This window comes from Yoonia tamlensis (genome assembly GCF_900115105.1).
Classification (GTDB): domain Bacteria; phylum Pseudomonadota; class Alphaproteobacteria; order Rhodobacterales; family Rhodobacteraceae; genus Yoonia; species Yoonia tamlensis.
On sequence record NZ_FOYP01000001.1, the window covers coordinates 1,333,995 to 1,358,907 of the forward strand.

The window sequence follows — 24,913 nt, forward strand, 5'->3', positions numbered from 1 at the left end:
AAACAATTGCAGAAAGCAACAGTCACACAAAAATGGTCGGACATCAGCGTCACCAACGGCGCGCAGGGCGACCGGCGTCTGCCCGTTCCGCTGCGCGGTGGCGGCCCGTTGATCAGGCCCGATGCTTTGGCTGAGAACCTTGTGCGTCTCGCCGCGGATGCAGTGCCGCCATGGGACAAGATGCTCAAGGCAGAACCGCTCTGTGTTGCCGCGCAAGTGGCCCGTTTCCGTATCGACGACGAAATCACACGGTTTGATCTGGCCCTTGAACAAGACGTTGACATAGCGGCGCGCGAAATCCGCAACCTTGCGCAATTGCTTGATGACTGGATCACGCGGTTGCGCGCGCAATGGGCCGATGCATTCGGACCGGTTCTGCAAGGGTTGGATCAACAAATGGACCTGACCGCGCGCACCCATGCTTTGGCGCGCTGTTCTGGTGCGCGTATGGTTACAGCGTTGCAAAACCACGGCTTTATCCCAAATGCCGCGGGCGATAGTATCGCACAGGCACGGGCACTGCAGGCCGGACTTAGCGCTGCGCACCGCCAGTTTGTGCATGCGGTGTCGTCGCTACGACCCGCAGCCCGACTGGCATTTGATCAACGCCTGAAATCGGGGATAGTTGATCCTGCGATCGGGCTGATCATCGCCGAACTATCTGCAGCGCAATTGGTCGACACGCGGCTAAACCGGTTCACCCAACGCCACAGCGATTTTTATTATGGCGAAATTATCGGTCAGCCGCGGCGCGGTGCGGCCCCCGAACGCGCATTGCTGCATCTGCCATCGGGGGCGGTGCCAAAGTTGCTGCCCAAGGGGACACCACTATCAGCGCAGCTGACAGATGGGACCAAGCTGCGCTTCGAGACCGAAACCGACGTGCCGATCACCCCTGCCAAGGTTGCGGCAACGGCGGTGCTTAGCTATGACACCGACCCGCAGGTTTCACTGTTTTCGACGCTTGGCTGCATTACAGGTGTGCGCGGCGGGATCGAACCGGCCGACACGCAACCGCTCGGGCGCGGGGTCTTTTTGGGTCGGGCCGCACAGAATATCGATATGGGGCTCGATATTGCTTCTGATATGTTCCAACTGGCCGAAGGGCAGCGCCAGATCGATGTGACATTTCATATGCGCCGCGCCACAGATTTACCCGCCGCATCAACGCCCTGCACGGCAGCCCAAGATGCCGCCCCCGATCCGGATGTCGCGCTTGAACTGCGTTCGGATCCTGCATTGATCCGTGCGCTGGGCTTTGACAATTTGAACGCAGGCGTTGCCGCCATCGCAGATCAGGTCCATCAGGCGGCAGTTGCGCGCGGCTGCACCGCGTCGATGGATCTCATCTACGAGGTGATCGCCGACAAGATCCTCACGCCCTCCGCGCTGCGCGTCCTATTGGGGCGGATTGTGACCCTTGGCCTGATTGAAAACCACCCTTGGCCCAGCGGCACCTATTGGGACAAGCTCGCGACCCGTATATTGGCTTGCGAAACCGCATTGACCGGCCAGCATAACCCCGCGGCCGCAACCGGCGATATCGGCCAGATCGTCGAGGCATTCGGTCAGGAAAACGGCCGGTTCATCTATACGCCAGCAGACATGTTCGAAAAGCTTCTGGGTGACGCGTTTGAGATCCGCCTGTCGACCGACCAAGGCCCGCTCGCGGCCAAACTGACCCAAATCATCCCAAAAAACGACGGCGCGGGATTTGTGGTCAGGCTTGGCTTTGCACCCGATATGCCGCCGATCACTGCGGTCAAAGGGGGCACGCCTGTGCTTTGCTTGCGGTGGAACCAGCAGGCGCGCATTTGCCCGATCACATTCTTTGAACGCTATGCGATTGATCAGGTTGCGATTGCGGTGCAGGTGACGGGAATATCCCAATTTGCCGGCTTTAGCGATGACGGGCCGGTGGCGACCGCGCAATCGTTCCTGCCCTTTGGCGCACGTCCCAATGAGGGTGCGACATTTACGCTGGCCTGCGCGGAACTTGCGGCAAAACCGGTGACATCTGTGCAATTGGACCTGCGCTGGGCAGATGTCCCAGATTTGCCCGGCGGGTTCGATGCCTATTATCGTGGCTATCCCGACAGCGTCAAACGCCCCGATCCGACATTGCAGGCCGAATATCTGGTCGACGCGCATTGGAAGCCGATCACCGATGCGCCCTGCCCCATGATCCGGACAAATGCCTATGATGGCACATTGATTGCCGATTGGTCGCTGCGTGCCGCCGTGCAAGGTTCCGAAAGTCCGAATTTGAAGGATGGTCACAGCCCATTGCCCAAAAACCGCGCAAAACTGCGCGATGGCGCAATACGGCTGACGCTGCGTGGCGGCGGAGACTTCGGGCAGGCGCAGCATCCGCTTGCCTTGGTCAAGGCCATGCGCCCCAACCCGAACCCTTTGCGCCCGCGCGTGCCGCCAAATCCGCCATGGATCCCGCGTATCGACCAACTAAGCCTTGGTTACACCGCATCGCGCGTGATGAGCCTTGCCGCCCCTGATACGGCCCATCAAGGCGACCGGATTACGCAGGTCACCCCGTTTGGCGCGCGCGCAGCCTATCCTGACCGGATACGGCGTGATTTAGGGCTGTTTGCGCCACGTTTGGGGCTTGGGACGCTTTATATTCAGCTCTCCGGCGCAGGGGCACTGCGGCAATTGGGGGTCCTGTTTGACATCGCCGATAGCGGGCATTTGCGGCTGGTGCCGCCTGCGGTGCCGCTCAACTGGCATTATCTGACGGCTGACGGTTGGGTTGATCTGCCGCCCACCGCAATTTCATCGGATACAACGGACGGGCTGCTGCGGTCGGGTGTCGTCACGCTTGATCTGCCGGATGACGCGCAGACCCCTGCCGGCGAAATGCCCGAAGGCGGGGTTTGGGTTGCGGTTTCTGCGCCCTGGCGCGGGTTTGAAACCCACCCTACGCTGTCCTATGTGCGCACAAATGGCGTCTGGGCCGTCAGCACCGATCCCGATAGCGCGCGCACGGGCGGTGACAGGCACTGGCGTTTTCAACTGCCCCAACCCGGATTTGCCCCGCCACAAGAAACCGAAAGACGCGCCCCGCCACCACCGCCAGAGGCCCGTCCGGATTACCTCGCGCGGATGGGTGAGCGGCTGCGCCACCGGCAGCGCGCGGTCACCCCCTATGACATCGAGCGTCTGGTGCTTGACGCTTTCCCTGATATCTGGCGCTGCAAATGCCTGCCGCATTTGTCGCGCAAATCACCAACCCCCTGTGCAGGCACGGCCACAGTGGTGATCGTGCGCCATCCGCCGGAATTTGGCCAAGGGCGCCTGCCCCACGCGCAAGAAAGGTATTTTGACGTTGGCACGCTTGAACGGGTGCGCGCATTTCTACACCGCCACGCGAGCCCTGACGCCAATTATGAAGTGGTCAATCCGGCGTTTGACCGGCTTCATGTCCGTGCGGCCCTGCGGTTTGTGCCATTTCAGGATGACGGCGCCCTGACCCATAAGTTGCAACATTATGTGTCGAAATGTCTGTCAGTCTGGACGGGGGCGGATGATATCGCGCGCTTTGGCTGGCAGTTGAACGTGTCCATGCTCAAGGCGCAGATCGCGGCACATCCGGATGTCGTTGATATCACAGAATTTTCAGTGCTCCACTTTGTCACCGATGACGCAAGGCACTATGCGCTTGGTGATACGGCGCAGATTGACCAGCGTGGTCCGCTCGGGTCCGTTATCAGGCCGTCGCGGCCATGGGCACTGCCGCTTTCAGCCGCGGATCATGCCATTTCAACCTCCGAACGCAAACAACCCGTCACCCCCACCCAAAGCGGGATCGGGCGGTTGCGTATTGGTGATATGCTTATTGTAGGTCAGGAGGGTCATCCATGACCAAAAAAGATCGCACCACGCTCAAGGCGTTTTTCCGCGACGGGGCGCTGCCCACAGCGGAACATTACCGCGACCTGATCGACAGCGGCGTCAACCAGATCGAAGATGGTTATTCCAAAACGGCGGCAGACGGGTTGCGGCTCACTTCGGTTGGCGGCTCGCAACGGGTGCTAAGCCTTTATGAAAACCTGAGCGCGCAATACCCCGCATGGGTCATTGATCACGGCACCGAAAGCAGCAGCTTGCATTTCCGGCGCGGCGCGGATGCGGGCGGTGAAAACCACGGGGTAAGCTTTTCTGCCGAAGGGCGGCTGGGGCTGCGCAATGATGCGCCGGAATGGCAGCTTGATGTCAACGGGGTGCAGCGCGCACGCGGGCGGATCGGCTTTGCCAGTGATGATATCCCGCATGTGCCTGCCGATGGCAAATGGCACGATATCACACGCGAATTGACCGGCTGCCAAGCCTTTGAAATCATGGCCGGCGCTGGCGCCGAATTGACCCAAGGACGCTATTCCATGGTGCATGCCACCGCACTGAACGCGTTTCATCCGCGCAACTGGGTGCTAAACTGGCTGTTCGGACGCCGCCGGATCAAGGCGCAAACCGCCGTCTATGGCAGCTATGCGGATCGTATCCGGCTGCGCTGGGTGGCAACCAAAAACAGCCACCACTACAAATTGCAAATGCGCACCAATGCAAATTTCGGGCGCGATAAGGTGATCCGCTATTATCTGACACGGCTTTGGTTTGATCCGACAATGGCCGGATCACGCGGCGGACCCACCCGCGAGGCAGATTTGTCATGACGGACGCCCCGCTTTCATTCGATATCTTGCGCGCAAGCGCAATCGCCGCGGCGCAAGATGCCTCTGGCAAGGTCTGGACCGATTTCAACCTGCATGATCCAGGTGTGACATTGTTGGAACAAACGGTCTTTGCCCTGTCGGAAATTGCCTATCAGGGCGATCATAGCGTGCGTGATCTTTTGACCGACAAGACCGGGCTGGATCTACAGGCGCGCGCGGTTTTTGCCCCCCAAGACGTGCTGCCAGGGCGCCCTGTCACCCATGCCGATCTGGCAGGCCGGCTTTCACAGCTTGACGGGATCGCGAGGGTATTTGTGACACGCGGACCTGCCGCGGGGTTGGTCGATCTGCTGCTCATTCCGCAAAAACAGAACGCCGATGCCACCCTGATCGCGCAGACCCGCGCATGTTTTGAGGATAACCGGATACTGGCAACCGCGATTAACCGCATTGATATCGCGACGCCGCAACCAGTTGTCATCACGGGTGAAATCGCCATCAGCCCGCTTGCGCAGCCCGACCGTATTGTCGCCGAAATCATCTATCAATTGCAGCTTTTGTTCAAGGGCATGCCCGTGACAAAGGCGGGCAAAGACGCGGCAACGGGTGCCACCCGCGTTGATCTATTTGCCGACCCTGCGGGTTTATGGCCGCAACTGCCAGCCGACGCGCGCAATACCACAAGGCTTGAACAAGCGCTGGCCGGATTTCGCGATATTGCGGGCGTTGTGCAAGTTGGTGACTTTGGTCTATTTGACCCAATAACACAGCGGCCTATCGCGGACATCCCGCATGACCCGCGCAGCTATTTTGCGCCTGTTTTGCCGCAAATCGGCCAGCCCGTTACCATCACTGTAACCCGTGACGGCGGGCCTGTGGTGCTAAACCCGCACACCATCCAAGAAGAGCTGGGCCGGATCACCGCCGCAGCCATCGCACAGCAAGGCAACCATCGCGACAAATCCGACTGGGATACCGGCTTTGCGGGCAAACAGCGCAGGATTACCGGCCCCAATGTCAATTCCACGCTGCCAACGGCCTACCGTATTGCCTCTGACCAGCCTAAAAATGCGGGGCTGAGCGACTACCGCACAATGATTGACCATCATTTGCAGGCCATGCGCGCGGGGCTTGGGGATATTCCGGCGCAATATGCACAAGACGGTGATTGCGACCTGCGCGATCCGGCGGCTGTGCGCGCGCGCGTTGAAATGCTGGACTATTTGATTGCGTTGCAAGGCGAAGAAATGCCCTTGTGTGATCCCGCCAGCCTACACGCCTACCGCTCGGTGGCAGAGCGTCTGCAATGGGATGTGGTATGGCGCGCGCAATATCTTGCCCGGCTGCCTGCCTTTAACTATTTTTCGGGAACCATGCATCCGCAATTCGGTCTTGCCGCGCGGCTTGCACATCTGGCCGATCTTGCGGTGGCCAGCCATCAGGGTGTCGACGCGATTACAGTTGACCCGCAGATGGAGCCGCCGGCCCCGCCGATCAAGGCGGCGGATGTCATATTACCCGTGCGGCCGATGGATGCATTTGTCCAACGCGACGATACGGTCGCGCCGCTGACGCTCGCAAAACTTGCCATGAGCTGCCCTTGGGTTGTCGATGCCCGCACGACGCCCGCGCTTTTTGCCCGCGCGGCACAGGTGGACGCCTATATCGTCGCACGCAATCGCAAAAGCGATTGGGAGGTCATGTTTCAACCCGTCGCGGGCGGTGATCTTTACCCTTGCGGCAGCAGCCACAACCGCCAGACCACAGTGGAATGGGCCAACCGCCTGCGCAACAGCTTTGTTGAAATGCACCGCAACGCGGAAAAATTCTGGCTTTTTGAAGATATCGCCCTGCGCCAGAAGCAAACTGATTTCGCGCCCGCACAAGCAACAATCATGTTGCCCGGATGGACCGCGCGGACCAGCCGCCCAAGTTTTCGGCTTTTTGTTGCGGATCTGGTCACGCGGCTTGCGCCTGCGCATGTTTTTGTCAGGCTCTTGTGGTTAACGCCGCAAGAAACGCGAACCTTGCGTCCTATGCTTGCGGATTGGTACCGCGACCCGCAACAACATGCCGCCAATATACGCCAAGCAATACAAACATTTAGCCATGCGGCGCGCGACCCATGACCCAGACCGCAGTGCTGACCCCCAACGCAATTGGCAGCCTCGAATTTGATCTGCAAGTGACACCTGCGGCCAACAGCATCGACAGCCCCGACCGCCTGCTATTGGCGGTCAGGCAAGAACTGTTGCAGGTCCTTGACCAAGTGCTGGATGATGCCGGCAATAATCATGCGCCCCTGCGCATCGCCGCGCTGACGCTTGATATCGGGGAATTCGACAGCCCCGTTGATTGGGATCTGGTGCGTAATACCCTGCGCGACCGGCTCGTTTCCGCGATCCGTCCCTATCTGACGCCGCAACAACCGGACACCGCTAATGCCCCATTTGCCAGACAAACGCAGGCGCAATTGCGCGCAATGGCTGCCGCGCGCGGTTTGCCCGTTTCAGGGCGCAAATCCGAACTGGTCGCGCGGCTTGTGGCCCATGCACAAAGACCGTGGGAACACACTGCAAAAGCGCTGAAACGCGCGCAAACGGATGCCAATCTTGCACTGATACTTACGGGGCAGGAAAACCCGTCTAAATCCACTGCACGCCATATCATCGGGCAAATGGCAACGCCTGACATTCACAACGCATTGCGCGTCGTCCATGGAGAAAATATCGATATTTCAGGTGATTACAGCGCGCAATTACTAAATGCAATCTGTGATCTAGAAAGCGCGGAACCGCGTGCCAACCCGGTAATCACGCAAACACCACTGACACGTGCGCACGCGCGCTATCTGGTGTTCATGCAAGATGCATCGACAGAAGACGTCGAAAAAATAGCCTCAAAGAACGAAATTTATTCACATATTATTAGCTATTTACAAAGCGAAACTCAGGTCAACGCAGCGATCGAGCAACGCATCCCCGCGACAGCGACCCATCTGAAAAAGGCGGTCGCTGCGCTGGACATGGCACCCGAACCGCTTGCGGCCAAACGACATGTGCTTGCCGCGCTCATTGCAAAAAAATCGATTGATATCAACGCGGCACAGGCCAAAACCCATGACCCCGCCATCGCGGCGCGCGCAGCATTGACGCGCGGGCTGAGCGCCTTGGGTGAGGATCCCGCGCAGGCAATTGATCGCCCCGCACCTTCTGATCAGACCTGCAAACAAATGCTGGTCGATACAATCGGACCATCCGCGCAAGGACTGATTGCGATGGTCGAACTGATCTATTCCGCGCTTTTGCCCGCTTTGCCCAGCCAGAGCAGTTCTTCGGTGCTGTTTTGGGGGCATCTTATTGAAACAATCGTGGCAAGGAATGAGACGCAAACCGTTGAAACTGTGAAAAATTTCATTGAACGCCTAATCCCTGACCCGCAAAAGCGAGACATCGCCTTGCGCGCGACAATTGCGCGGCTGAATTATCCTGCTGTTGCCTCTGCCACGGCCCGTGCAGAGGCACGCGCTGTGCTTGAAAACGTGCTTTCACCCGAAACGGCCGCAGCGCGGCCCGCCAAGCAAGAGACACCGCGCAGCGCCACCCAAGTCGCTGGGCTTGTCTTGTTTCATCCCTATCTTGCGATGCTGTTTGACCGGCTTGAAATCAGGCGGGACAGCGGAAAAATAGTACCGCAGGACCTGCCCGTCGCGCTGGCCGCATTGGCGCGTCTTGCATTGGGTGACATGCGCACAACGGTTGCGTCTGATCCGCTTTTTGATTGCCTTTTAGGGCGTCCGAACGATGGGGCACCCTTGCCTGCAAAGGGGCTTGCGCCCGCGGGTTGTGCGCTGATCGACGGGTTGGTGCAATCCGTAATTGCGCAATGGGGGCGGCTTGGAAGTACGTCCGCAGACGGGTTGCGTGCGGCGTTCATCCAGCGCGGTGGCCTGCTTGATCTTGATGACCCAAAGCAGCCGAAATTGACGGTCAACAAGGGCGCATATGACATGCTTCTTGACGGGTTGCCATGGTCGTTCAACCTGATTGCCCTGCCCTGGATGCCCGCGCCGCTGCATATAGACTGGAGACAGCGAGATGACTAACCAGCCCCCCGCAAACTGCCCGCACGCAATTGCCATATCGGCCGAACTGGATTGGCTGGGTACTGTTATCGCCGCGCGGCTGGCACATTTTTTCGCAGGCGAAACCGCGCCTTTTGCCCCCCCGAATGCACCGCAGCATGCGCGCGGATCGGCGCTGGGGGATCTGATTGCGCGCGCGCAGCTTGATGCATCGGCGCGGATTGTTTTTGCGCTTGCGCTTGCGGTACAGGTTAATCCGGCCGTGCTTGACCCGTTTTTTGTGCGCAACAAGGCCATTGATCGTCCTTTTTCCGAATTCGGGGGGCTGCGCACAGAAACCAGCAGCTTTATTCCCACTGCAATTACGGCGTTGTTTTTGCTGGGCGGCGGCGATACTGCCATGCGGATCGCGATGATGGCGCTTTTTGCGCCCGATCATGCGCTGCGCAAGCTTGCGGGGCTTGAACTTGGCGCATTGCCTGCGACGGGCGCAACGGCTGGCACGTTTTTTGGCGGGCCGCTCTTGATCGCACCGCACAGGGTGTCAGAGCTTTGCGCAGGCCAGAAACCCGCCCCTGATTTTTCACCGCAGTTTCCGGCAAAACGGCTGCAAAGCGGGCTGACGTGGGCCGATCTAATTTTGCCGCGCGAGGTAAAGCACCATCTGGATCATATTGCTGCTTGGCTCGCCAATCGCGATAAAATTCTGGATGAATGGGGTTTGAAAGCTCGGCTGGGTCACGGATTTAAGGCCTTGTTTTACGGCCCCCCCGGCACAGGCAAGACGCTGACCGCGACGCTTTTGGGTCAGCGCACGGGGCTGGATGTCTACCGCATTGATCTGTCGATGATCGTGTCGAAATACATCGGAGAGACTGAAAAGAACCTCGCGCAGGTCTTTGATATGGCAGAAGAAAACAACTGGATCCTGTTTTTTGACGAGGCGGACGCGCTGTTTGGGGCGCGCGGCGCGGCCAGTTCTGCCAATGACCGCCACGCCAATCAAGAGGTCGCCTATCTGCTGCAAAGGATCGAGGAATGTCCGGCCTTGGTGATTTTGGCAACCAATCTGCGCAGCAATATTGATGAGGCGTTTTTCCGCCGTTTCCAAATGGCGGTCGGGTTCCCCAAACCTGACGCGGCCCTGCGCACGGCGCTGTGGCATAGCGTTTTGGGAAAAATGCCGCTGGCACCCGATGTCGATCTTGCCGCGCTTGCGCGTGATACGCCGCTTGCCGGTGGGCCAATCACAAATGTCGCCCGACATGCCGCAATTTCGGCGCTACGGCGCGACGCAACTCATGTCAGCACCGCAGATTTGCAGCAAGCAATTGCAGGCGAATTACGCAAAGAAGGACGCACCCGATGAACAGAATTTTTGTCGCAATCCTCGTGTTCCTGCCTGCAATGGCGCAGGCCGATTGCCGCGATTTGCGCAGCATTGCGGATGATCCGCCCAGCATTACCCAAGTGGACGACATCCAACTTGGCCTGCGCAGCGCTTTGGATGACGACAATATCCTTCTGTCCGACAGCAGGCTGGGTGCCTATACCAAACAGGCTTTGGTACGGCTGTGCCAGCAGGTGCCGTTGCAAACAAATGCGGCACTGACCGACGCAACGCTCGAACTTGCCGATGCTTACGGGCAATTGGCCGCGCTTGTGCCCGATTGGAAACAGCTGTCGGCGGATACGGCATTTGCAAACGCGCTTTTGCCTGCGGATGATAATGCGTTTAATATCAACGTTATGGCGGTCGTCGGGGCGCCTGCTGGCACCGCAAACCGGATGCTTGACCAGACGGGGGCCACGGACTGCGCAGATCTGACCGACACGGGCCTGCCTGCGCTGGCGCGCGCGGGCCAGTTGGCGCTGGGTGCGCTTGATCCCGATATCTGGCCCAATGCCGCACAAACCTGTACCGCGCTTGATCTTGCCGGCGGCGCGCAGGCCACAACGGATGTGTTAACAAGCTTGGGCCGGATCGAAACCGCCCTGCCTGCCGGTGTGGCGCAGGTGCTGTCACCTGATTTTGCGCTTTGGCTCGGCGAGGATATAACCACACGCGGGCCGCGGCTTGTCGGGAGCGACGCGGCGGTGATCGCGCTGATTTCGGATTACCGCGCGGCCAACCGCGCCGCCGCACCGCGCGACTATGCAGGCCTATATGCCACCCTGCCCGCCAGTTGCCAGCCCGCGACTGGTGCGCTGATCACCGATTATATCAGCTTTGACCAAACCGCGCTGGACGGGCTGGTTGATCCCGTCGACATCAGCGGGTTACTGGCCGATATTGCAGGGCAAACCTTTGATTCCGCTGCGGATTTATCCAAAGCGATTGATACCGCCCTGACCGGACAGGTCAGCACCTGCACCCGTGATCAAATCATGCGCGCGGTCAACAGCCCCGACAATCTTGGGCGTGCCTTCCAGCTTAACCCCGAACGGGCAGCGAACCTCGCGCTTGTGCCTGAATTTGCGCCAAGCGCGCCAATTATCGCCGAATATATCGGTCTGACAGCACAAAGCCGCGCCGCACTTTTGACGGGACTGCGTGCCAATCTACAAACCGCTACAAGCGCGCGCATCCAAGCGCAGGTCGAAGCCGCCGCCGAAGTGCTGGCCGCTGCCGCCGAGCCGATGTCGGATACGTTTGACACATTGCCCGAAGGCGTGCCCGCGTTCGAACCGCTTGAGGTGAGCCCGACCATTGGCGTCACGGATGCAACCGATAGCGCGGTTGCCGCCACTGTCACAGATGCGGATTTTCGCGCCGCACTGCTGGGGGCTACCTATGTGCCTGCTCCGAATGTCGAAGTTCTTAGATCTGATGCGCGCAAATTGCTGGCCCCGATTGCCCAAGACAAAATCGCCACGTCCGTCAACCGAGATATGATCCAGCTATCGGGCGCGGTCGAGGCGCGCTGGGGGCTGACCGACAGCCTGACCCAAGCCATTGCCGCCGCCCCCGCCGCCACAGCAATTCAAGAGGTGATCACCGATCCCGCCGCCGCCGCCGAGTTGACAGCGCTTTTGGGCGTCGAATACCCGAATGCGCGCCTGCTGGACACGGCGCTGGCACAGCTTTCGCCCGCGCTTTCTGCGGTTTCAATCGCTGACATCCGCGCCAATGCCAGCCGCAATATCGCCGACACGGGCGCCGCCTACGACACGGCAATTGCCCTGCCCGACTGCGGCTGTGTCAGCACCCGTAGCGCAAGCGCGCAAATCTACAGTTTTTACCCCTACTGGTTTGCGCCGCAGCAAGATGCACCCCAAGACGCCGCGCCAGGCCGGATGGTTGATTTCAGCATTGTCAGCCGCGCGGCGTTCTACGGGCTGGAATTTGCGCTCAGCGACGAAGGCACATTGGTGCTGCACAACGAGGCCCAGTGGACAACCGGCCAGCGCGATTTTGTGAATGCCTCGCACCGGCATCGCGCACAGGCGGATCTTGCGTTGAAACTTGCGGGGTGGGATCAATGGTCGGATGTGCAAATTGCCACAGCCGTGCAAAAAATTGTTACATTGTCAGAACCTTACGCGCGCACCGATCGCAACGATCTAGCCGCGTGGCGCGCCGCATTCCCGTATATTCTGGACCGCCCGCAAGTGGACGGGGTGACGCTTATTATCGACGGCTATGATGGCACGGCGCAGCATCAGCCCAATATCGAACGGCTTGTTTCTCTGGTGACCTTGCTTGCGGCTGAACTCGGGCCGCGCGACCAGACCATAAATCTGGCGTTTGATCTGTCACTTGCAGATTCGCCTGCAAGCGCGCCGATCTTCACCGACATCAAATCGCTGCTGACCGGCAGCACGCCTGTCGTCGATTATGTGCTGCTATTTCTTGAACGCCCGACAACCGACAGCAAAAAGATGCTGCGCGCACGGATGGAAAACGGGGCGTTTCGCGGCATTGATCGTGCGCGGGTCCTGCGCCGCATTATCCCCGTTCTGCCGCCGTCCGGCCATGAACATGTCTTGCAAAGCCCTGCCGCCGGTGCCGCAGCCGATGCGCCCGACCCTGGACCGTTCAGCCAGTTGGCCGATGATCTTGTCTATTTCCACGACAATTTTGCAGGCGTCGGGTTCTGGCCTGCGCCGGACCCGACCGCCCCCGAGACTCCGACTATAAACGCCATGTTTACACAAAACTGGTTCACCCCCCGCATGCCCGGTTTTTTGGCGCATTATCAGTCCGATATGGACCGTGCCTGCACCATTATCTGCCCCAACCGCAGCTATGTGGCCGCCGGTGCGGCATTGATTTTCCTTGCGACGGCGTTGCTTGTCTGGCGGTCATTTTATAGCGGGTTTGTCGACCGGCTTGCCTTTGGGCTCGGCTTTGCGTGGCTTGGCGGGGGGCTCGTGTTTGCGGCCATTCTGGCGCTGACGATCTGTGACGCGGTGGCAATCTGGCCGCCGGTTCTTTTGTTCATGATCGTCTTGGGGGTCGGGTTCCTGATTGCGTTCCATATCTATCAAGGCGCGCGCAATGGTCCTAAGCCCTGAACCCAACAGCAACACAGCGCGCGATAATTTCCGCATGAGGGCTATTCACGCAATCCGCGGCCATGCATAAGTGCGCAAACGACCCCAAGCGAGACGGAGCAAACGCCGGTGATTCTTCCTAACTACGATCTCTTTGTACTTTCTGCCGGCGCGATTCTCTTTGGTCTTTTTCTGCTGATTAAAGGCGGCGACTGGACAATCGACGCCGCGGTTTTCATCGCAGAGCGCACAGGGCTGTCACCGCTGTTTATCGGGGCTACGATCATTTCATTCGGCACGTCGGTGCCTGAATTGTTCACGTCGGTGAACGCAAACCTGCAAGGTTTCCCCGGGATCGCGCTGGGCAATGTGCTGGGGTCGAATATTGCCAATATCCTGCTGGTACTGGGCGCCACGGCGATTGTGTTCCAGATCGAAGGCAAGGCGAAAGATCTAGCCAAAGATCTCTTTATGATGTTGCTGGCGACCGCGATTTTGACTTACGGCATGTATCAGGGCGTGTTTTCGATGCTCTTGGGTCTGGTGATGTTCGGGATCCTTGTCTGTTTTGTCTTTTATCAGTTCAAAACCGACAGTCTGGAGATCGAGATCGACGATGTTGATGATGACGCCGATTGTGCCATTTCATCGATGGGCATGGCGCTTGTGATCTTGTTGGCAGGGCTTTGCGCCTTGGCTTTGGGCGCTGAAATGCTGGTCAAAGGTGCGGTTGTCACCGGCACGTTGATTGGCGTACCAGAGGCGATTATCGGCATGACAGTCGTGGCCTTCGGGACCTCTTTGCCTGAACTATCGACATGTATTGCGGCCGCGCGCAAACAATCCGTCGGGTTGATTTTGGGCAATATCATTGGTTCGAACACCTTTAATATCCTGTCAATTGTTGCGCTGACCGCAATTATCAAACCGCTTGATGTGACACCGGTTCTGATGGGCATGCAGCTTTGGGCGACGGTTGGCATTGCCGTCGGCTTTAGCATCTGGATGCTTGTTGTCGGCAAGATCACCAAACCCGTTGGCATCACGATGGTCACTGCATATGCTGCCTTTATGGCCTTGCAATACATCTTGCCAAACGGCGCCTGACCGCCGCTGCGCAGTTTTTCCGCAAGCCCCGTTTCCATCCCCCTGCTGACAGCCTATACCAACGCAAGTTTCGGCAAATCTTGGGGATTCATACGATGAGCAAAGCAGAAATCGGCCTGATCGGCTTGGGGACAATGGGGGCCGCACTGGCCTCGAATATTGCGGACAACGGGTTTGATATTGCCGTTTGGAACCGCACCAGCAGCGTCACAGATGCGTTTCATGCTAACGCCGGTGATCTGGCCGCTAGGATCACACCGACGCAGACACTTGTCGATTTTGTCGCCGCCATCGCCGAGCCACGTGCGATCATCCTGATGGTGCCTGCAGGTCAGCCAGTCGACGATCAAATCGCTGCGTTGCGCCCCTTGCTGGGCGATAATGACCTGATCATCGACGCAGGCAATGCCAATTTCCACGACACCAACCGCCGCGCGGTTGAGGCTGGCGATCTGCCGTTCTTGGGCATCGGTGTGTCCGGCGGCGAAGAAGGCGCGCGTTTTGGTCCGTCAATCATGGGTGGCGGCAAACGTGAATATTGGGACCGTGTGGCCCATATCCTTAGCGCGATTTCCGCCAAGCATGAAACCACCGCCTGCGCTACATGGATGGGCCAAGCGGGCGCCGGACATTTTGTCAAAGCCGTGCATAACGGAATTGAATACGCCGATATGCAGATGATCGCCGAAGTTTACGGCATCATGCGTGACGGGATGGGTATGGATAACGCGGCCATCGCGGCGACATTCGCCAAATGGGATCAGGGCCCGCTAAAATCCTACCTGATTGAAATTTCTGGCAAAGTTGCCGCTGCCATTGATCCGGCGACGGGTCAGCCGATGCTTGACGTGATCGTGGACGCCGCCGGCCAGAAAGGCACCGGTCGCTGGACCGCCATCGAGGCACAGCATCTTGCAGCACCCATCCCCGCGATCGAGGCTGCCGTTGTCGCACGCAACCTGTCGTCGCAGCTTGAAACCCGCGCCGCCGGTGAAGCACTGTTTGGCACGGGGCCGCGCAAGCTACCGCATGACGCCCTGGGCTTGGACACATTGGAACAGGCGCTGATGGTCGGCAAAATCCTGTGCTACGCGCAAGGCTTTGACATGATCAGCAAGGCATCGGTTGAATTCGGCTGGGATCTACCCCTGCCCGAGATCGCCAAAGTCTGGCGCGCCGGCTGTATTATCCGCTCGGATATGCTGGATGATATGGCACAGGCCCTTGGCGAAGACGCGAACCGCAACCTTTTGTTTGCACCGCGTTTTGCCGATATCGTCAAGGCCAACCATGATGCGCTGCGCCAGACGGTGGCCATGGGTGCGCTGCACGGTGTCGCCCTGCCCGCCTTGTCGTCCGGGCTTGCCTATTTCGACGCTTTGCGGACTGCGCGCGGCACCGCCAATATGATCCAGGGCCAGCGTGATTTCTTTGGCGCGCACGGGTTTGCGCGCACCGATGGCGGATCAGGCCACCATGGCCCATGGGGCAATAGCTGATAAAACGTAGGGTGGGTTTTAACCCACCTTACCCCAACGCATAACCTGCACCACGCACCGTGCGCACCGGATCAGCGCCGCCGTGCTGCGTCAGCACTTTGCGCAAGCGCCCGACATGTACATCTACGGTGCGCGTATCGACATAGATGTCGCGCCCCCAAACACGGTCCAGCAGCATATCGCGCGACCAGACCCGACCGGGTTTTTCCATAAACGTGGTCAGCAGCCGAAATTCTGTCGGCCCCAGTTTGAGCGGCGCATCATTGCGGGTGACGCGGTGCGTTTCCGCATCCAGCACGATATCGTCATAGGTCAGCGTCTGCCCGACAGTGCCCGGACGCACGCGGCGCAGCTGGCTGCGCACACGCGCCATCAATTCGGACACGGAATACGGTTTGACAACATAATCGTCCGCGCCCGTTTCCAGCCCGCGCACCTTGTCGACCTCTTCCGAGCGTGCAGACAGCATAATCACGGGAATGCCACTTGTATCGGGTCTAACCTTTAACCGGCGACAGACCTCGATGCCCGAAAGATGCGGCATCATCCAGTCAAGAATGATCACATCGGGGGTGTCTTCATCCACGCAAATCAGCCCTTCCTCGCCGTTTTCGGCGCGCGTGACGCGGATCCCTTCGGCCTCGAGATTATAGGCCAGAACTTCGCGTTGGGCTGCTTCGTCCTCGACGACCAGAACATGCGGTTGCTGTGCCATTTGACTTACCCAGTTTCGACCACAAAGGCGGTTTTGTCACCCTTGGGGCGCGCTTCTTCGGGCATTTCGCCGGTGACAAGATAGATCACCTGCTCGGCCATATTGGTGGTCAAATCGCCCATGCGTTCGATGTTTTTTGCCATGAAATGCAGGTGCATGCAGGCTGTAATATTGCGCGGGTCTTCCATCATGAATGTCAGGAATTCGCGGAACAGGGCGTTATACATCTGGTCAACTTCTTGGTCGCGCTGGCGCACCACCTCGGCCAGTTCCGCATCACCGCGCACATAGGCGTCCAACGTGTCCTTGAGCATCTGTTCCACTTCACGCGCCATCCGGCGCAGCGCCGTATCCGCGCCGGGCACAGGGTTCATTTCAACCAGCACGCTTGTGCGTTTGGCGATGTTTTTTGCGTAATCCCCGATCCGTTCCAAGGATGCAGACAGACGCAGCACAGACAGAATTGTGCGCAGATCCTTGGACACCGGCGCGCGCAGTGCAATTGTGCGGGCGGCTTCTTCGTTGATCTGCTCTTCGAGCGCGTCAATTGCCTCGTCAGCCTTGCGGACGGCTTCGGCCATTTCCACATCGCGGTTGGCAAGCGAATTTGCCGCGCGCAAGATTGCTTCTTCGACCAGCCCGCCCATTTGCATGATCAGCGTGGTGATCCCTTCAAGGTCACGGTCATAAGCGGATGAAATATGTGCGTTCATCGGTCTGGCTCCTTACCCGATCCGGCCGGAAATATAGCTTTCCGTGCGCGGGTCTTGGGGGTTGGTGAAAATCTTGTCTGTGTCGTCAAATTCAACGAGGTTACCTAGGTGAAAAAACGCTGTTTTCTGGCTGACGCGCGCGGCCTGCTGCATCGAATGGGTCACGATGACAACCGAAAAGCTTTGGCGCAATTCATCGATCAGTTCTTCGACCTGCGCCGTCGCAATCGGATCAAGCGCCGAGCAAGGCTCGTCCATCAACAAGACTTCGGGCGCGGTTGCAATGGCGCGTGCGATGCACAGCCGCTGCTGTTGCCCGCCCGACATGCCGGTGCCTGCCTCATGGAGCCGGTCCTTGGCCTCGTTCCAAAGTGCGGCCTTGCTCAAAGAGCTTTCGACGATTTCGTCCAGATCGGACTTGGTCTTGGCCAGCCCGTGGATTTTCGGTCCATAAGCCACATTGTCATAAATCGATTTCGGGAAGGGATTGGGTTTTTGGAACACCATCCCCACCTTGGCACGCAGTTGCACCGGATCAACCCGCGGGTCATAGATATCTTCGCCGTCGATATGGATATCGCCCGTCACGCGGCAGATATCAATCGTGTCGTTCATCCGGTTCAGGCAGCGCAGAAACGTGGATTTGCCGCAGCCTGACGGCCCGATAAAGGCGGTCACGGTCTTATCCGAGATCGCGACGTTTACGTCTTTGATCGCATGGGTTTCGCCATAAAAAACCTGGACGTTTTTGGCTGTGATTTTATTGTCTTGCATGGTGCCTACCGCCCGATCTACGTGATATTTGTCGTCTAACATGATCTTTCCTTACCACCGGCGTTCAAAACGGCGGCGCAAAATGATCGCTATGATGTTCATCGTCATGAGAAACACCAGCAGGATGATGATACCGCCCCAAGCGCGCTCGTAATATGCAGGGTCGGCGCGTTTCGCCCATTCGAAAATCTGGGCGGGCATGGCCGAGTTCGGATCAAGAAACCCAGAGGCAATTCCGTCAGGATAGTTTGACGCAATGTAACCCACCATCCCGATCAAAAGCAGTGGCGCGGTTTCACCCAAGGCCTGTGCCAACCCGATGATTGTGCCGGTCAAAATTCCAGGCATCGCCAATGGCAGCACGTGGTGGAACACGGTTTGCATTTCGGATGCACCCACCCCCAATGCCGCAGCGCGGATCGATGGCGGCACAGCTTTAAGCGATGCGCGCGTTGAAATCACGATTGTCGGCAGGGTCATCAGCGTCAGCGTCAGCCCCCCCACAAGCGGCGCCGATTGCGGCAGATGCGCGAACTGGATGAATACAGCCAGCCCCAGAATACCAAACACAATGGACGGCACCGCAGCAAGGTTGGAAATATTCACCTCGATCAGATCGGTGATCCAGTTTTGCGGCGCAAATTCTTCAAGATAGATCGACGCGGCAACCCCGATGGGCAGCGACAGCAGCAAAACGACCAGCATCATAAACACCGATCCCAGCATCGCGACCCCCATGCCCGCCTGTTCGGGGCGGCTTTCGGATGCGTCGGACCCCAGAATAAAGTCCCAGTTGAACTTGCGCGCAACCCCACCGGTTTCAATCAGCGCATCGACCAAATCCAGATGCGCCGCATCAAGGTTCTTGTCACGCGCCAGATCTTCGCGGGTCACACGGCCTTTTAAATAGCCGTCCACCCGCGAGGAGGCCAAAAGCTCGAATGCTATGGTTTGCCCGATCAAATCGGGGTTTGCGATCACCGCGTCACGCACGGCCGCACCGGCCGATGATGACAACATCTTTTTAAGATCACCGTCTTCGACTTCGGTCTCGATCCCAGCAACTGCAGCGACAAGCGCATCCTCGATCAACGGGTTATAGCCAAAGGTCGAGACCTTCTTGATATCTTCGATATCGCGGTTGCCGTTTTTATCCAGCACATCTGCGGGCAATGCGATTTCGATGGTTACAAATGTCTGCGTGAATGCAGGCACCCCGTTGCGGATGATCGCAAAAAGCAGCACCGCAAGAAACAGGATACTAAACCCGAGCGCGGCAATACCGTAGGCCTTGAACCTTGTTTCTGCTGCATTACGTTTGCGGGTCCGCGCGTCTTGGGTCAGCAGGGATTTTCCCTGTTGCGCAGGCGCAGCCATATCAGCGGTGTCTTGGGTCATTCGTACTGTTCCCGATATTTGCGCACGATATAAAGTGCGAGGATATTCAGCGCCAAGGTGATCACAAACAGCGTCATCCCCAGCGCAAAAGCCACAAGCGTTTCAGGGCTGTTGAATTCACCGTCGCCAGTTAGTTGGCTGACGATTTTGGCGGTGACCGTGGTCATCGCGTCAAAGGGGTTCATTGACAGGGCGGCTGCAGCCCCTGCCCCCATGACAACAATCATGGTTTCGCCAATCGCGCGGGATGCCGCCAGCAGCACCGCGCCAACAATCCCCGGAAGCGCCGCGGGCAAGATCACCTGCCGCACGGTTTCAGAATGGGTTGCCCCAAGCCCGAGCGATCCGTCACGCATGGATTGCGGCACTGCATTGATAATATCGTCCGACAGCGATGATACAAACGGGATCAACATAAACCCCATCACGAGACCCGCCGTAATTGCCGCTGTTCCGCCCGACATCCAGCCAAGCTGAAACACGCCGTTGGCGCCAAAGGCGTTCAGCAAAAGCGGCCCGACTGTCAGCAGCGCAAACAAACCGTAAACAATTGTTGGCACCCCAGCGAGCACTTCGACCATTGGTTTGGCAAAGGCGCGCACGCGCGGTGACGCATATTCCGACAGGTAGATTGCCGCAAACAGCCCGACCGGCACCGCAACAATCAACGCAATCAGCGAAATAAACAGCGTCCCCCAGATCAGCGGCAAGAACCCCAGATCAGAATGCCCGCCGCGCCCAGAGAAGCTCGGCTCCCAGCGGGTACCAAAAAAGAAATCTTTTGCGGGAAAGGCTTTGAAAAACTCGATCGTGTTGAAAACAAGCGACAAAACAATGCCCACCGTCGTCAACACAGCAACAGAAGCTGCGGCAATCAACATCAGCTTGATCGCGCCTTCGACATAGCGGCGGGCGCGGAAATCCTTGTTGGTCAATTTGTATGCAATTGCTGCCCCAACAAGGGCCAGACCGACAATGGTGACGACCCGCAACATGTTCCCGAATGCGGTGGCGGCGCGGTAGCGTTGCGCCAATGCCAATGTCTGCGCGTCAACATCCGCCCCGAGCGCCACACCAACCGAGGCCAGCATGGCGCGGACATCAGTTGTTTCAACGTTCAGCGTTTGCGCATCGTTTTCGGTCATCGCGCCCTGGGCCACGGCGGCATCCAGCCCCCCTGCGATCCGGTTTACATCAGCCATCGCAAGCGAACGTGCACCCTCATCGGCGGCAATATCGGCGGGCAGATATTGTGTCAGCGCGCTGTTAACCAGCAACGGTTGCGCAATCGCCCATACCAAAAGCACAAGCAGCGCAGGCCCCGCTGCGGCAATTGCCGCATTTGCACCGTAATAGACCGGCAGCGAATGCAATTGCCGCGGATCCGACCCTGCGGATGCAAACGCGCGTCTGCGTGCGAAAAAGTAACCTGCAGAGGCGATCACCAGTACAATCGCGATAATCCAAATTGCCGGCATGGCAGCGCAACCCCTTTTAGGTCAGTAATCTACTTGGGCCGCCTATACCAAAGACAGCGCCAAGAACAAAGTCAGGGCACCCCAAAAGGGATGCCCCGTGTCTCAATACTTTGATTACAGTGTTTCTTCGTTTGCAACAGCTGCTTGGGTCGCAGCCAGTTCAGGATCGGAAACCAGACCGTAATCGGACAGCGGGCCAGATGGACCAGCAATTTCGTCAGCGATAAAGAATTCTGCGAATTCTTTCAGGCCCGGGATCACGCCGATGTGGGCTTTCTTGATGAAGAAGAACAATGGGCGCGACACAGGGTATTCGCCTGACGCAATGGTTTCGGTGCGTGGCTCAACACCGCCGATTGTCGCAACTTTGAGCGAATCTGTGTTGTTCTCATAAAATGCCAGACCAAACACACCGATACCGTTGGGGTTTGTGTCCACGCGGGCCAGCGTTTCTGTATAGTCGCCGTCGATATCAACGGTGATACCGTTGCCGCGTACTGCGATACATGCATCTTCTGCGTCATCTTCGGACATGCCGCCTGCGATCATCGCGGCAAGTGCGCCAGTGTCTTCACAGCCCTGCATCAGAACCTTGTCTTCAAAGACTTCGCGTGTGCCGTGCTTGGTGCCAGGGATGAACGCCAGAATGTCAGCCGCCGGCAATTCAGCGTTGAATTCAGACCATTGTGTGTAAGGGTTGGCAACAACTTCGCCGTTTACCAGAACAGTTGCACCCAATGCGTTGAAAATGTCGCTTGGCTCGAACGCGGTGAATGCAGGACCGTCGATTTGCGACGCAAAAACGATGCCGTCATAACCGATGCGGACTTCGATGATGTCTGTCACGCCGTTTTCAGTGCAAAGCGCGATGTCGCTTTCGCGGATCGGGCGCGATGAATTTGCGATGTCGATTGTGTTTTCGCCAACGCCTTCGCAGAAACGTTTCAGACCAGCAGAAGAACCACCGGATTCAACAACGGGTGTCGGGAAGTCAAAGTTTTCGCCAAAGGCTTCGGCCACGATGGACGCATAAGGCAAAACAGTCGAAGAACCGGCAATTTGCACGTTGTCACGGGCAGAAGCAGCGGTTGCGGTAAGGGCGGCAAGAACTGCGGTTGTCGCAGTCAGTTTCATGATCGACATCTCATTACTCCAGTCAGTCAAACATCAGCTACGCGCGAACCGCGCAACCATTGCGGCCCGTTTAGGCGCCGGTTTCAAACCTTTTGTGACAGTTATGTAAAAGTTTTATGACAGGCTAGGAAATCGGCAAGAAAATAGAAAAAACTGTGCCTTTGCCGATTTCGCTTTCGATTTGCAGTCGCCCGCGGTGCCGGTTGACGATATGTTTGACGATCGCAAGCCCCAATCCGGTGCCGCCAACGGCGCGCGATCTGTGGCTGTCAACGCGGTAGAATCGTTCGGTAAGTCGCGCAATATGGTGGCTTTCGATGCCTTCGCCGTAATCCGCGACCGCGATTTGTATCGCAGTGCAGCGCAGCCGTAGGTCATCGGCGGGCGCATAAATAGTGACATCGACCTTACCACCGGCGGCCCCGTATTTGATCGCGTTTTCAACCAGATTGGTAAAGACTTGCACCAATTGCCCCGCGTCACCGGGAACCAAATCGCCCGCGCTGCGATTGTGCAGTGCCACCGTCACATTTGCGGCGGCAACTTGCGGCTCGAGCGCCTTGATCACCGAGCCAAGCAAAGCGGCAACGTCCAGCGGCGCACGCGGGCGCACGCGTTCGTCCTCTTCGACGCGCGAAAGCGACAACAGATCATCCACCAGTCGCGTCATGCGTGCGGCTTCTTTTTCCATGATCTGCAAAAACCGGTCACGCGCGTTGGGGTCATTGCGTGCGGCCCCCCCCAGTGTTTCGATAAAACCCATCAAGGCCGTTAACGGCGTGCGCAATTCATGGCTGACATTGGCCACAAAATCGCGGCGCATTTTGCCGGCTTCTTCTGCCGCGGTCTGGTCTTCGAAGCTAAGCACGATATCCTGATCTGCCGGCGCGACAGTCACGCGGTAAACGGTATCGCGATCCCCGTCTCGGCTGATAAAGCGGACTGTGCTACCGCCGCCACCTGCCCGCAAGGTTGTGATCGCAGCCACAACGCCCGGCTGGCGCAACGCCGAGATATAATGTTTGCCAACCAGATTTGGCCCCAATATCGCCTCGAGCGCCGGATTGGTCGCCCGCACACGGTCTTCGGCGCTGATCACAAGGACCGCAATAGGGAGCGCCGAAATAACATCGGCAATGTGATGATAGACCACGGATCATTTCCACAAATAGAGCTAGGGACTGTTTAACCGCGAAAAACACATTGCGCCAACCCGTGATTTCCGCAAACAATAACACACGCTTATATTGTTTTCGGGTTTACCGGCCTCCAATTTTCAGGGTGAATAAATGGCATCTTCCACAACAGCGGCGCAGGTTGTCAACTTTGATAGCCCCGCACGCGCGCCCAAGCCGAAAACGCTTGTGATCGGGGATGTGATGCGTTGGCAGGCGCAGGGCAGGAATATCGCGCCTTTTGACGGGCTTGAATTCCACGCATTTGACGCTTTGGGCGTGGAATTGCTGGCGGAAACCGCGCCGGAAACTATCTTTTCACCGCTGATCGCAGACACGTTTGACGCCTATGACCTAGCGCAGTTTCTGGGGGATTGCGGTTTTTCGGGCCGCTATTGCGCGATTTCAAACCCGCTTCCCGATCGCGACGCCGTAATTGCAGAGGTCAAACGGCGCGCGCCCGCGCTCTGGTTCGATATATTTATTGTGCCTGCCTAAAGCGGGGTCAGATCCCGCGCAAAACGTGCGGCATTGGCTTGGTAGTTTTCGGCGGATTTGCGCAGCATCGCCAGCGCCGCCGCATCAAGTGTCCGGATCACCTTGCCTGGCGCGCCCATTACCAGCGATCCGTCGGGGATAACCTTGCCTTCGGTGATCAAGGCACCCGCGCCGATCAGACAGCCTTTGCCGATCACCGCACCGTTCAACACGGTCGCGCCCATGCCGATCAGGCTGCCGTCACCGATTGTGCACCCGTGCAGCATCGCCTTATGGCCAATGGTGCAATCCGCGCCGACCACAAGCGGATAGCCCATATCTGTGTGCAAAACGCAGTTTTCCTGCACATTACTGCCCGCACCAACGGTGATCATCTCGTTATCGCCGCGCAGGGTTGTGCCAAACCAGACCGATGATTTTGCAGCCAATGTGACCTTGCCAATCACATGGCAGCCCGGTGCGACCCATGCGTCTGCGGCAATTTCTGGGCGATCTGCACCCAATGCATAAAGGCTCATGTGCGGTCTCCGAATTCGGATTGCAGTTTGCGAACGTGATCAACCAGATCGGGTTGCTGCGCGCGGCGCATGCGTTCGGCGCTGATGATGGTTTTCAACTGTTGTTCGGTAGCGTCCAGATCGTCATTCACAAGCACATAGTCATAGCCGTCCCAATGGCTGATCTCGTCCCAGCTTTTTTGCATACGCTGGTCGATGACTTCGGCGCTATCCTGGCCGCGGCTGACCAGACGGCGGTGCAATTCGGTGATGGATGGCGGGAGGATAAATATCGACAGCACATGTTCTTGCAGTGCCGAATTGCTGATCTGCTGCGCACCCTGCCAGTCGATATCAAACAAGACATCGCGCCCCGCCTCGATCGCGGCCTGCACGGGGGCTTTGGGTGATCCGTAGTAATTGCCAAAAACCCGCGCATGTTCGAGCATATCACCGCTTGCGACCTGATCCTGAAAATCGGGCACCGAGACAAAATAATAGTCTTTGCCGTCTTGTTCGCCTGTGCGTGGCGCGCGGGTTGTGGCCGAAACCGAAAATTGCAGTGTCGCGTCCCATGTGCGCAGACGACCGGTCAGGGTTGATTTCCCCGCCCCCGAAGGCGAGGACAAAACGATCAAAAGGCCACGACGAGACAT

The 24,913-nt window shown here is 58.1% G+C and carries 18 protein-coding genes; 9 read left to right on the top strand and 9 right to left on the bottom strand.

What is annotated here, in order from left to right:
* Positions 1 to 6: 6 nt before the first annotated feature.
* The 8 genes from BM320_RS06925 to gnd all read left to right on the top strand — a co-directional run bounded on the left by BM320_RS06925 (position 7) and on the right by gnd (position 15,875).
* Positions 7 to 3,879: a baseplate J/gp47 family protein gene (locus BM320_RS06925; protein ID WP_131802307.1), complete on the top strand. Its 3,873-nt coding sequence runs from the start codon at positions 7 to 9 to the stop codon at positions 3,877 to 3,879.
* On the top strand, positions 3,876 to 4,688 hold the full coding sequence (locus BM320_RS06930; RefSeq protein ID WP_090198105.1) for a contractile injection system tail -fiber like adhesin: 813 nt from the start codon (positions 3,876 to 3,878) through the stop codon (positions 4,686 to 4,688). The genes BM320_RS06925 and BM320_RS06930 overlap by 4 nt, the downstream gene beginning before the upstream one ends.
* Positions 4,685 to 6,817, top strand: coding sequence for a hypothetical protein (locus BM320_RS06935; protein ID WP_090198108.1), 2,133 nt, complete (start codon positions 4,685 to 4,687; stop codon positions 6,815 to 6,817). Before BM320_RS06930 ends, BM320_RS06935 begins: the two co-directional genes overlap by 4 nt.
* Positions 6,814 to 8,793, top strand: coding sequence for a contractile injection system tape measure protein (locus tag BM320_RS06940; RefSeq protein WP_090198111.1), 1,980 nt, complete (start codon positions 6,814 to 6,816; stop codon positions 8,791 to 8,793). The genes BM320_RS06935 and BM320_RS06940 overlap by 4 nt, the downstream gene beginning before the upstream one ends.
* Positions 8,786 to 10,141 carry an ATP-binding protein gene (locus BM320_RS06945; protein ID WP_090198114.1) on the top strand — a complete coding sequence of 452 codons (1,356 nt, stop codon included), beginning with the start codon at positions 8,786 to 8,788 and terminating at the stop codon, positions 10,139 to 10,141. Before BM320_RS06940 ends, BM320_RS06945 begins: the two co-directional genes overlap by 8 nt.
* Positions 10,138 to 13,290: a hypothetical protein gene (locus tag BM320_RS16375; protein WP_090198117.1), complete on the top strand. Its 3,153-nt coding sequence runs from the start codon at positions 10,138 to 10,140 to the stop codon at positions 13,288 to 13,290. The genes BM320_RS06945 and BM320_RS16375 overlap by 4 nt, the downstream gene beginning before the upstream one ends.
* A 108-nt stretch (positions 13,291 to 13,398) precedes the next feature.
* Positions 13,399 to 14,376, top strand: coding sequence for a calcium/sodium antiporter (locus tag BM320_RS06955; protein ID WP_090198120.1), 978 nt, complete (start codon positions 13,399 to 13,401; stop codon positions 14,374 to 14,376).
* 95 nt (positions 14,377 to 14,471) lie between these two features.
* A complete protein-coding gene (gene gnd / locus BM320_RS06960; protein WP_090198122.1) occupies positions 14,472 to 15,875 on the top strand; it encodes an NADP-dependent phosphogluconate dehydrogenase in 1,404 nt (467 codons plus the stop codon).
* A 28-nt stretch (positions 15,876 to 15,903) separates the two neighbouring features.
* On the opposite strand, the gene phoB is transcribed toward gnd, so the two are convergent.
* The 7 genes from phoB to BM320_RS06995 all read right to left on the bottom strand — a co-directional run bounded on the left by phoB (position 15,904) and on the right by BM320_RS06995 (position 23,240).
* A complete protein-coding gene (phoB, locus tag BM320_RS06965) occupies positions 15,904 to 16,590 on the bottom strand; it encodes a phosphate regulon transcriptional regulator PhoB (protein ID WP_090198125.1) in 687 nt (228 codons plus the stop codon).
* A 5-nt stretch (positions 16,591 to 16,595) separates the two neighbouring features.
* Entirely contained in the window at positions 16,596 to 17,303 is a 708-nt protein-coding gene (gene phoU, locus BM320_RS06970) for a phosphate signaling complex protein PhoU (protein ID WP_090198128.1), read from the bottom strand.
* 12 nt (positions 17,304 to 17,315) lie between these two features.
* Complete coding sequence (gene pstB, locus BM320_RS06975; protein WP_090200445.1) at positions 17,316 to 18,077, bottom strand: phosphate ABC transporter ATP-binding protein PstB; 762 nt, start codon at positions 18,075 to 18,077, stop codon at positions 17,316 to 17,318.
* A gap of 51 nt (positions 18,078 to 18,128) precedes the next feature.
* Complete coding sequence (pstA, locus tag BM320_RS06980) at positions 18,129 to 19,475, bottom strand: phosphate ABC transporter permease PstA (RefSeq protein ID WP_090198130.1); 1,347 nt, start codon at positions 19,473 to 19,475, stop codon at positions 18,129 to 18,131.
* Complete coding sequence (gene pstC / locus BM320_RS06985; protein WP_090198135.1) at positions 19,472 to 20,953, bottom strand: phosphate ABC transporter permease subunit PstC; 1,482 nt, start codon at positions 20,951 to 20,953, stop codon at positions 19,472 to 19,474. The genes pstA and pstC overlap by 4 nt, the downstream gene beginning before the upstream one ends.
* Before the next feature lie 114 nt (positions 20,954 to 21,067).
* Entirely contained in the window at positions 21,068 to 22,096 is a 1,029-nt protein-coding gene (locus BM320_RS06990) for a substrate-binding domain-containing protein (RefSeq protein WP_090198138.1), read from the bottom strand.
* Positions 22,097 to 22,211: 115 nt separating this feature from the next.
* Positions 22,212 to 23,240 (bottom strand): sensor histidine kinase, encoded by a 1,029-nt coding sequence (locus BM320_RS06995; protein ID WP_090198141.1) that lies wholly within the window; start codon positions 23,238 to 23,240, stop codon positions 22,212 to 22,214.
* Positions 23,241 to 23,376: 136 nt separating this feature from the next.
* On the opposite strand from BM320_RS06995, the gene BM320_RS07000 reads away from it, so the two are divergent.
* The gene (locus tag BM320_RS07000) at positions 23,377 to 23,760 is read left to right on the top strand and encodes a hypothetical protein (RefSeq protein ID WP_090198143.1); all 384 of its coding nucleotides are present in this window, start codon (positions 23,377 to 23,379) and stop codon (positions 23,758 to 23,760) included.
* On the opposite strand, the gene BM320_RS07005 is transcribed toward BM320_RS07000, so the two are convergent.
* Together BM320_RS07005 and gmk are read right to left on the bottom strand one after the other, a co-directional pair.
* On the bottom strand, positions 23,757 to 24,278 hold the full coding sequence (locus BM320_RS07005; protein WP_090198145.1) for a gamma carbonic anhydrase family protein: 522 nt from the start codon (positions 24,276 to 24,278) through the stop codon (positions 23,757 to 23,759). The genes BM320_RS07000 and BM320_RS07005 overlap by 4 nt on opposite strands.
* Positions 24,275 to 24,913, bottom strand: a complete 639-nt coding sequence (gene gmk / locus BM320_RS07010; protein ID WP_090198148.1) for a guanylate kinase — start codon at positions 24,911 to 24,913, stop codon at positions 24,275 to 24,277. Before gmk ends, BM320_RS07005 begins: the two co-directional genes overlap by 4 nt.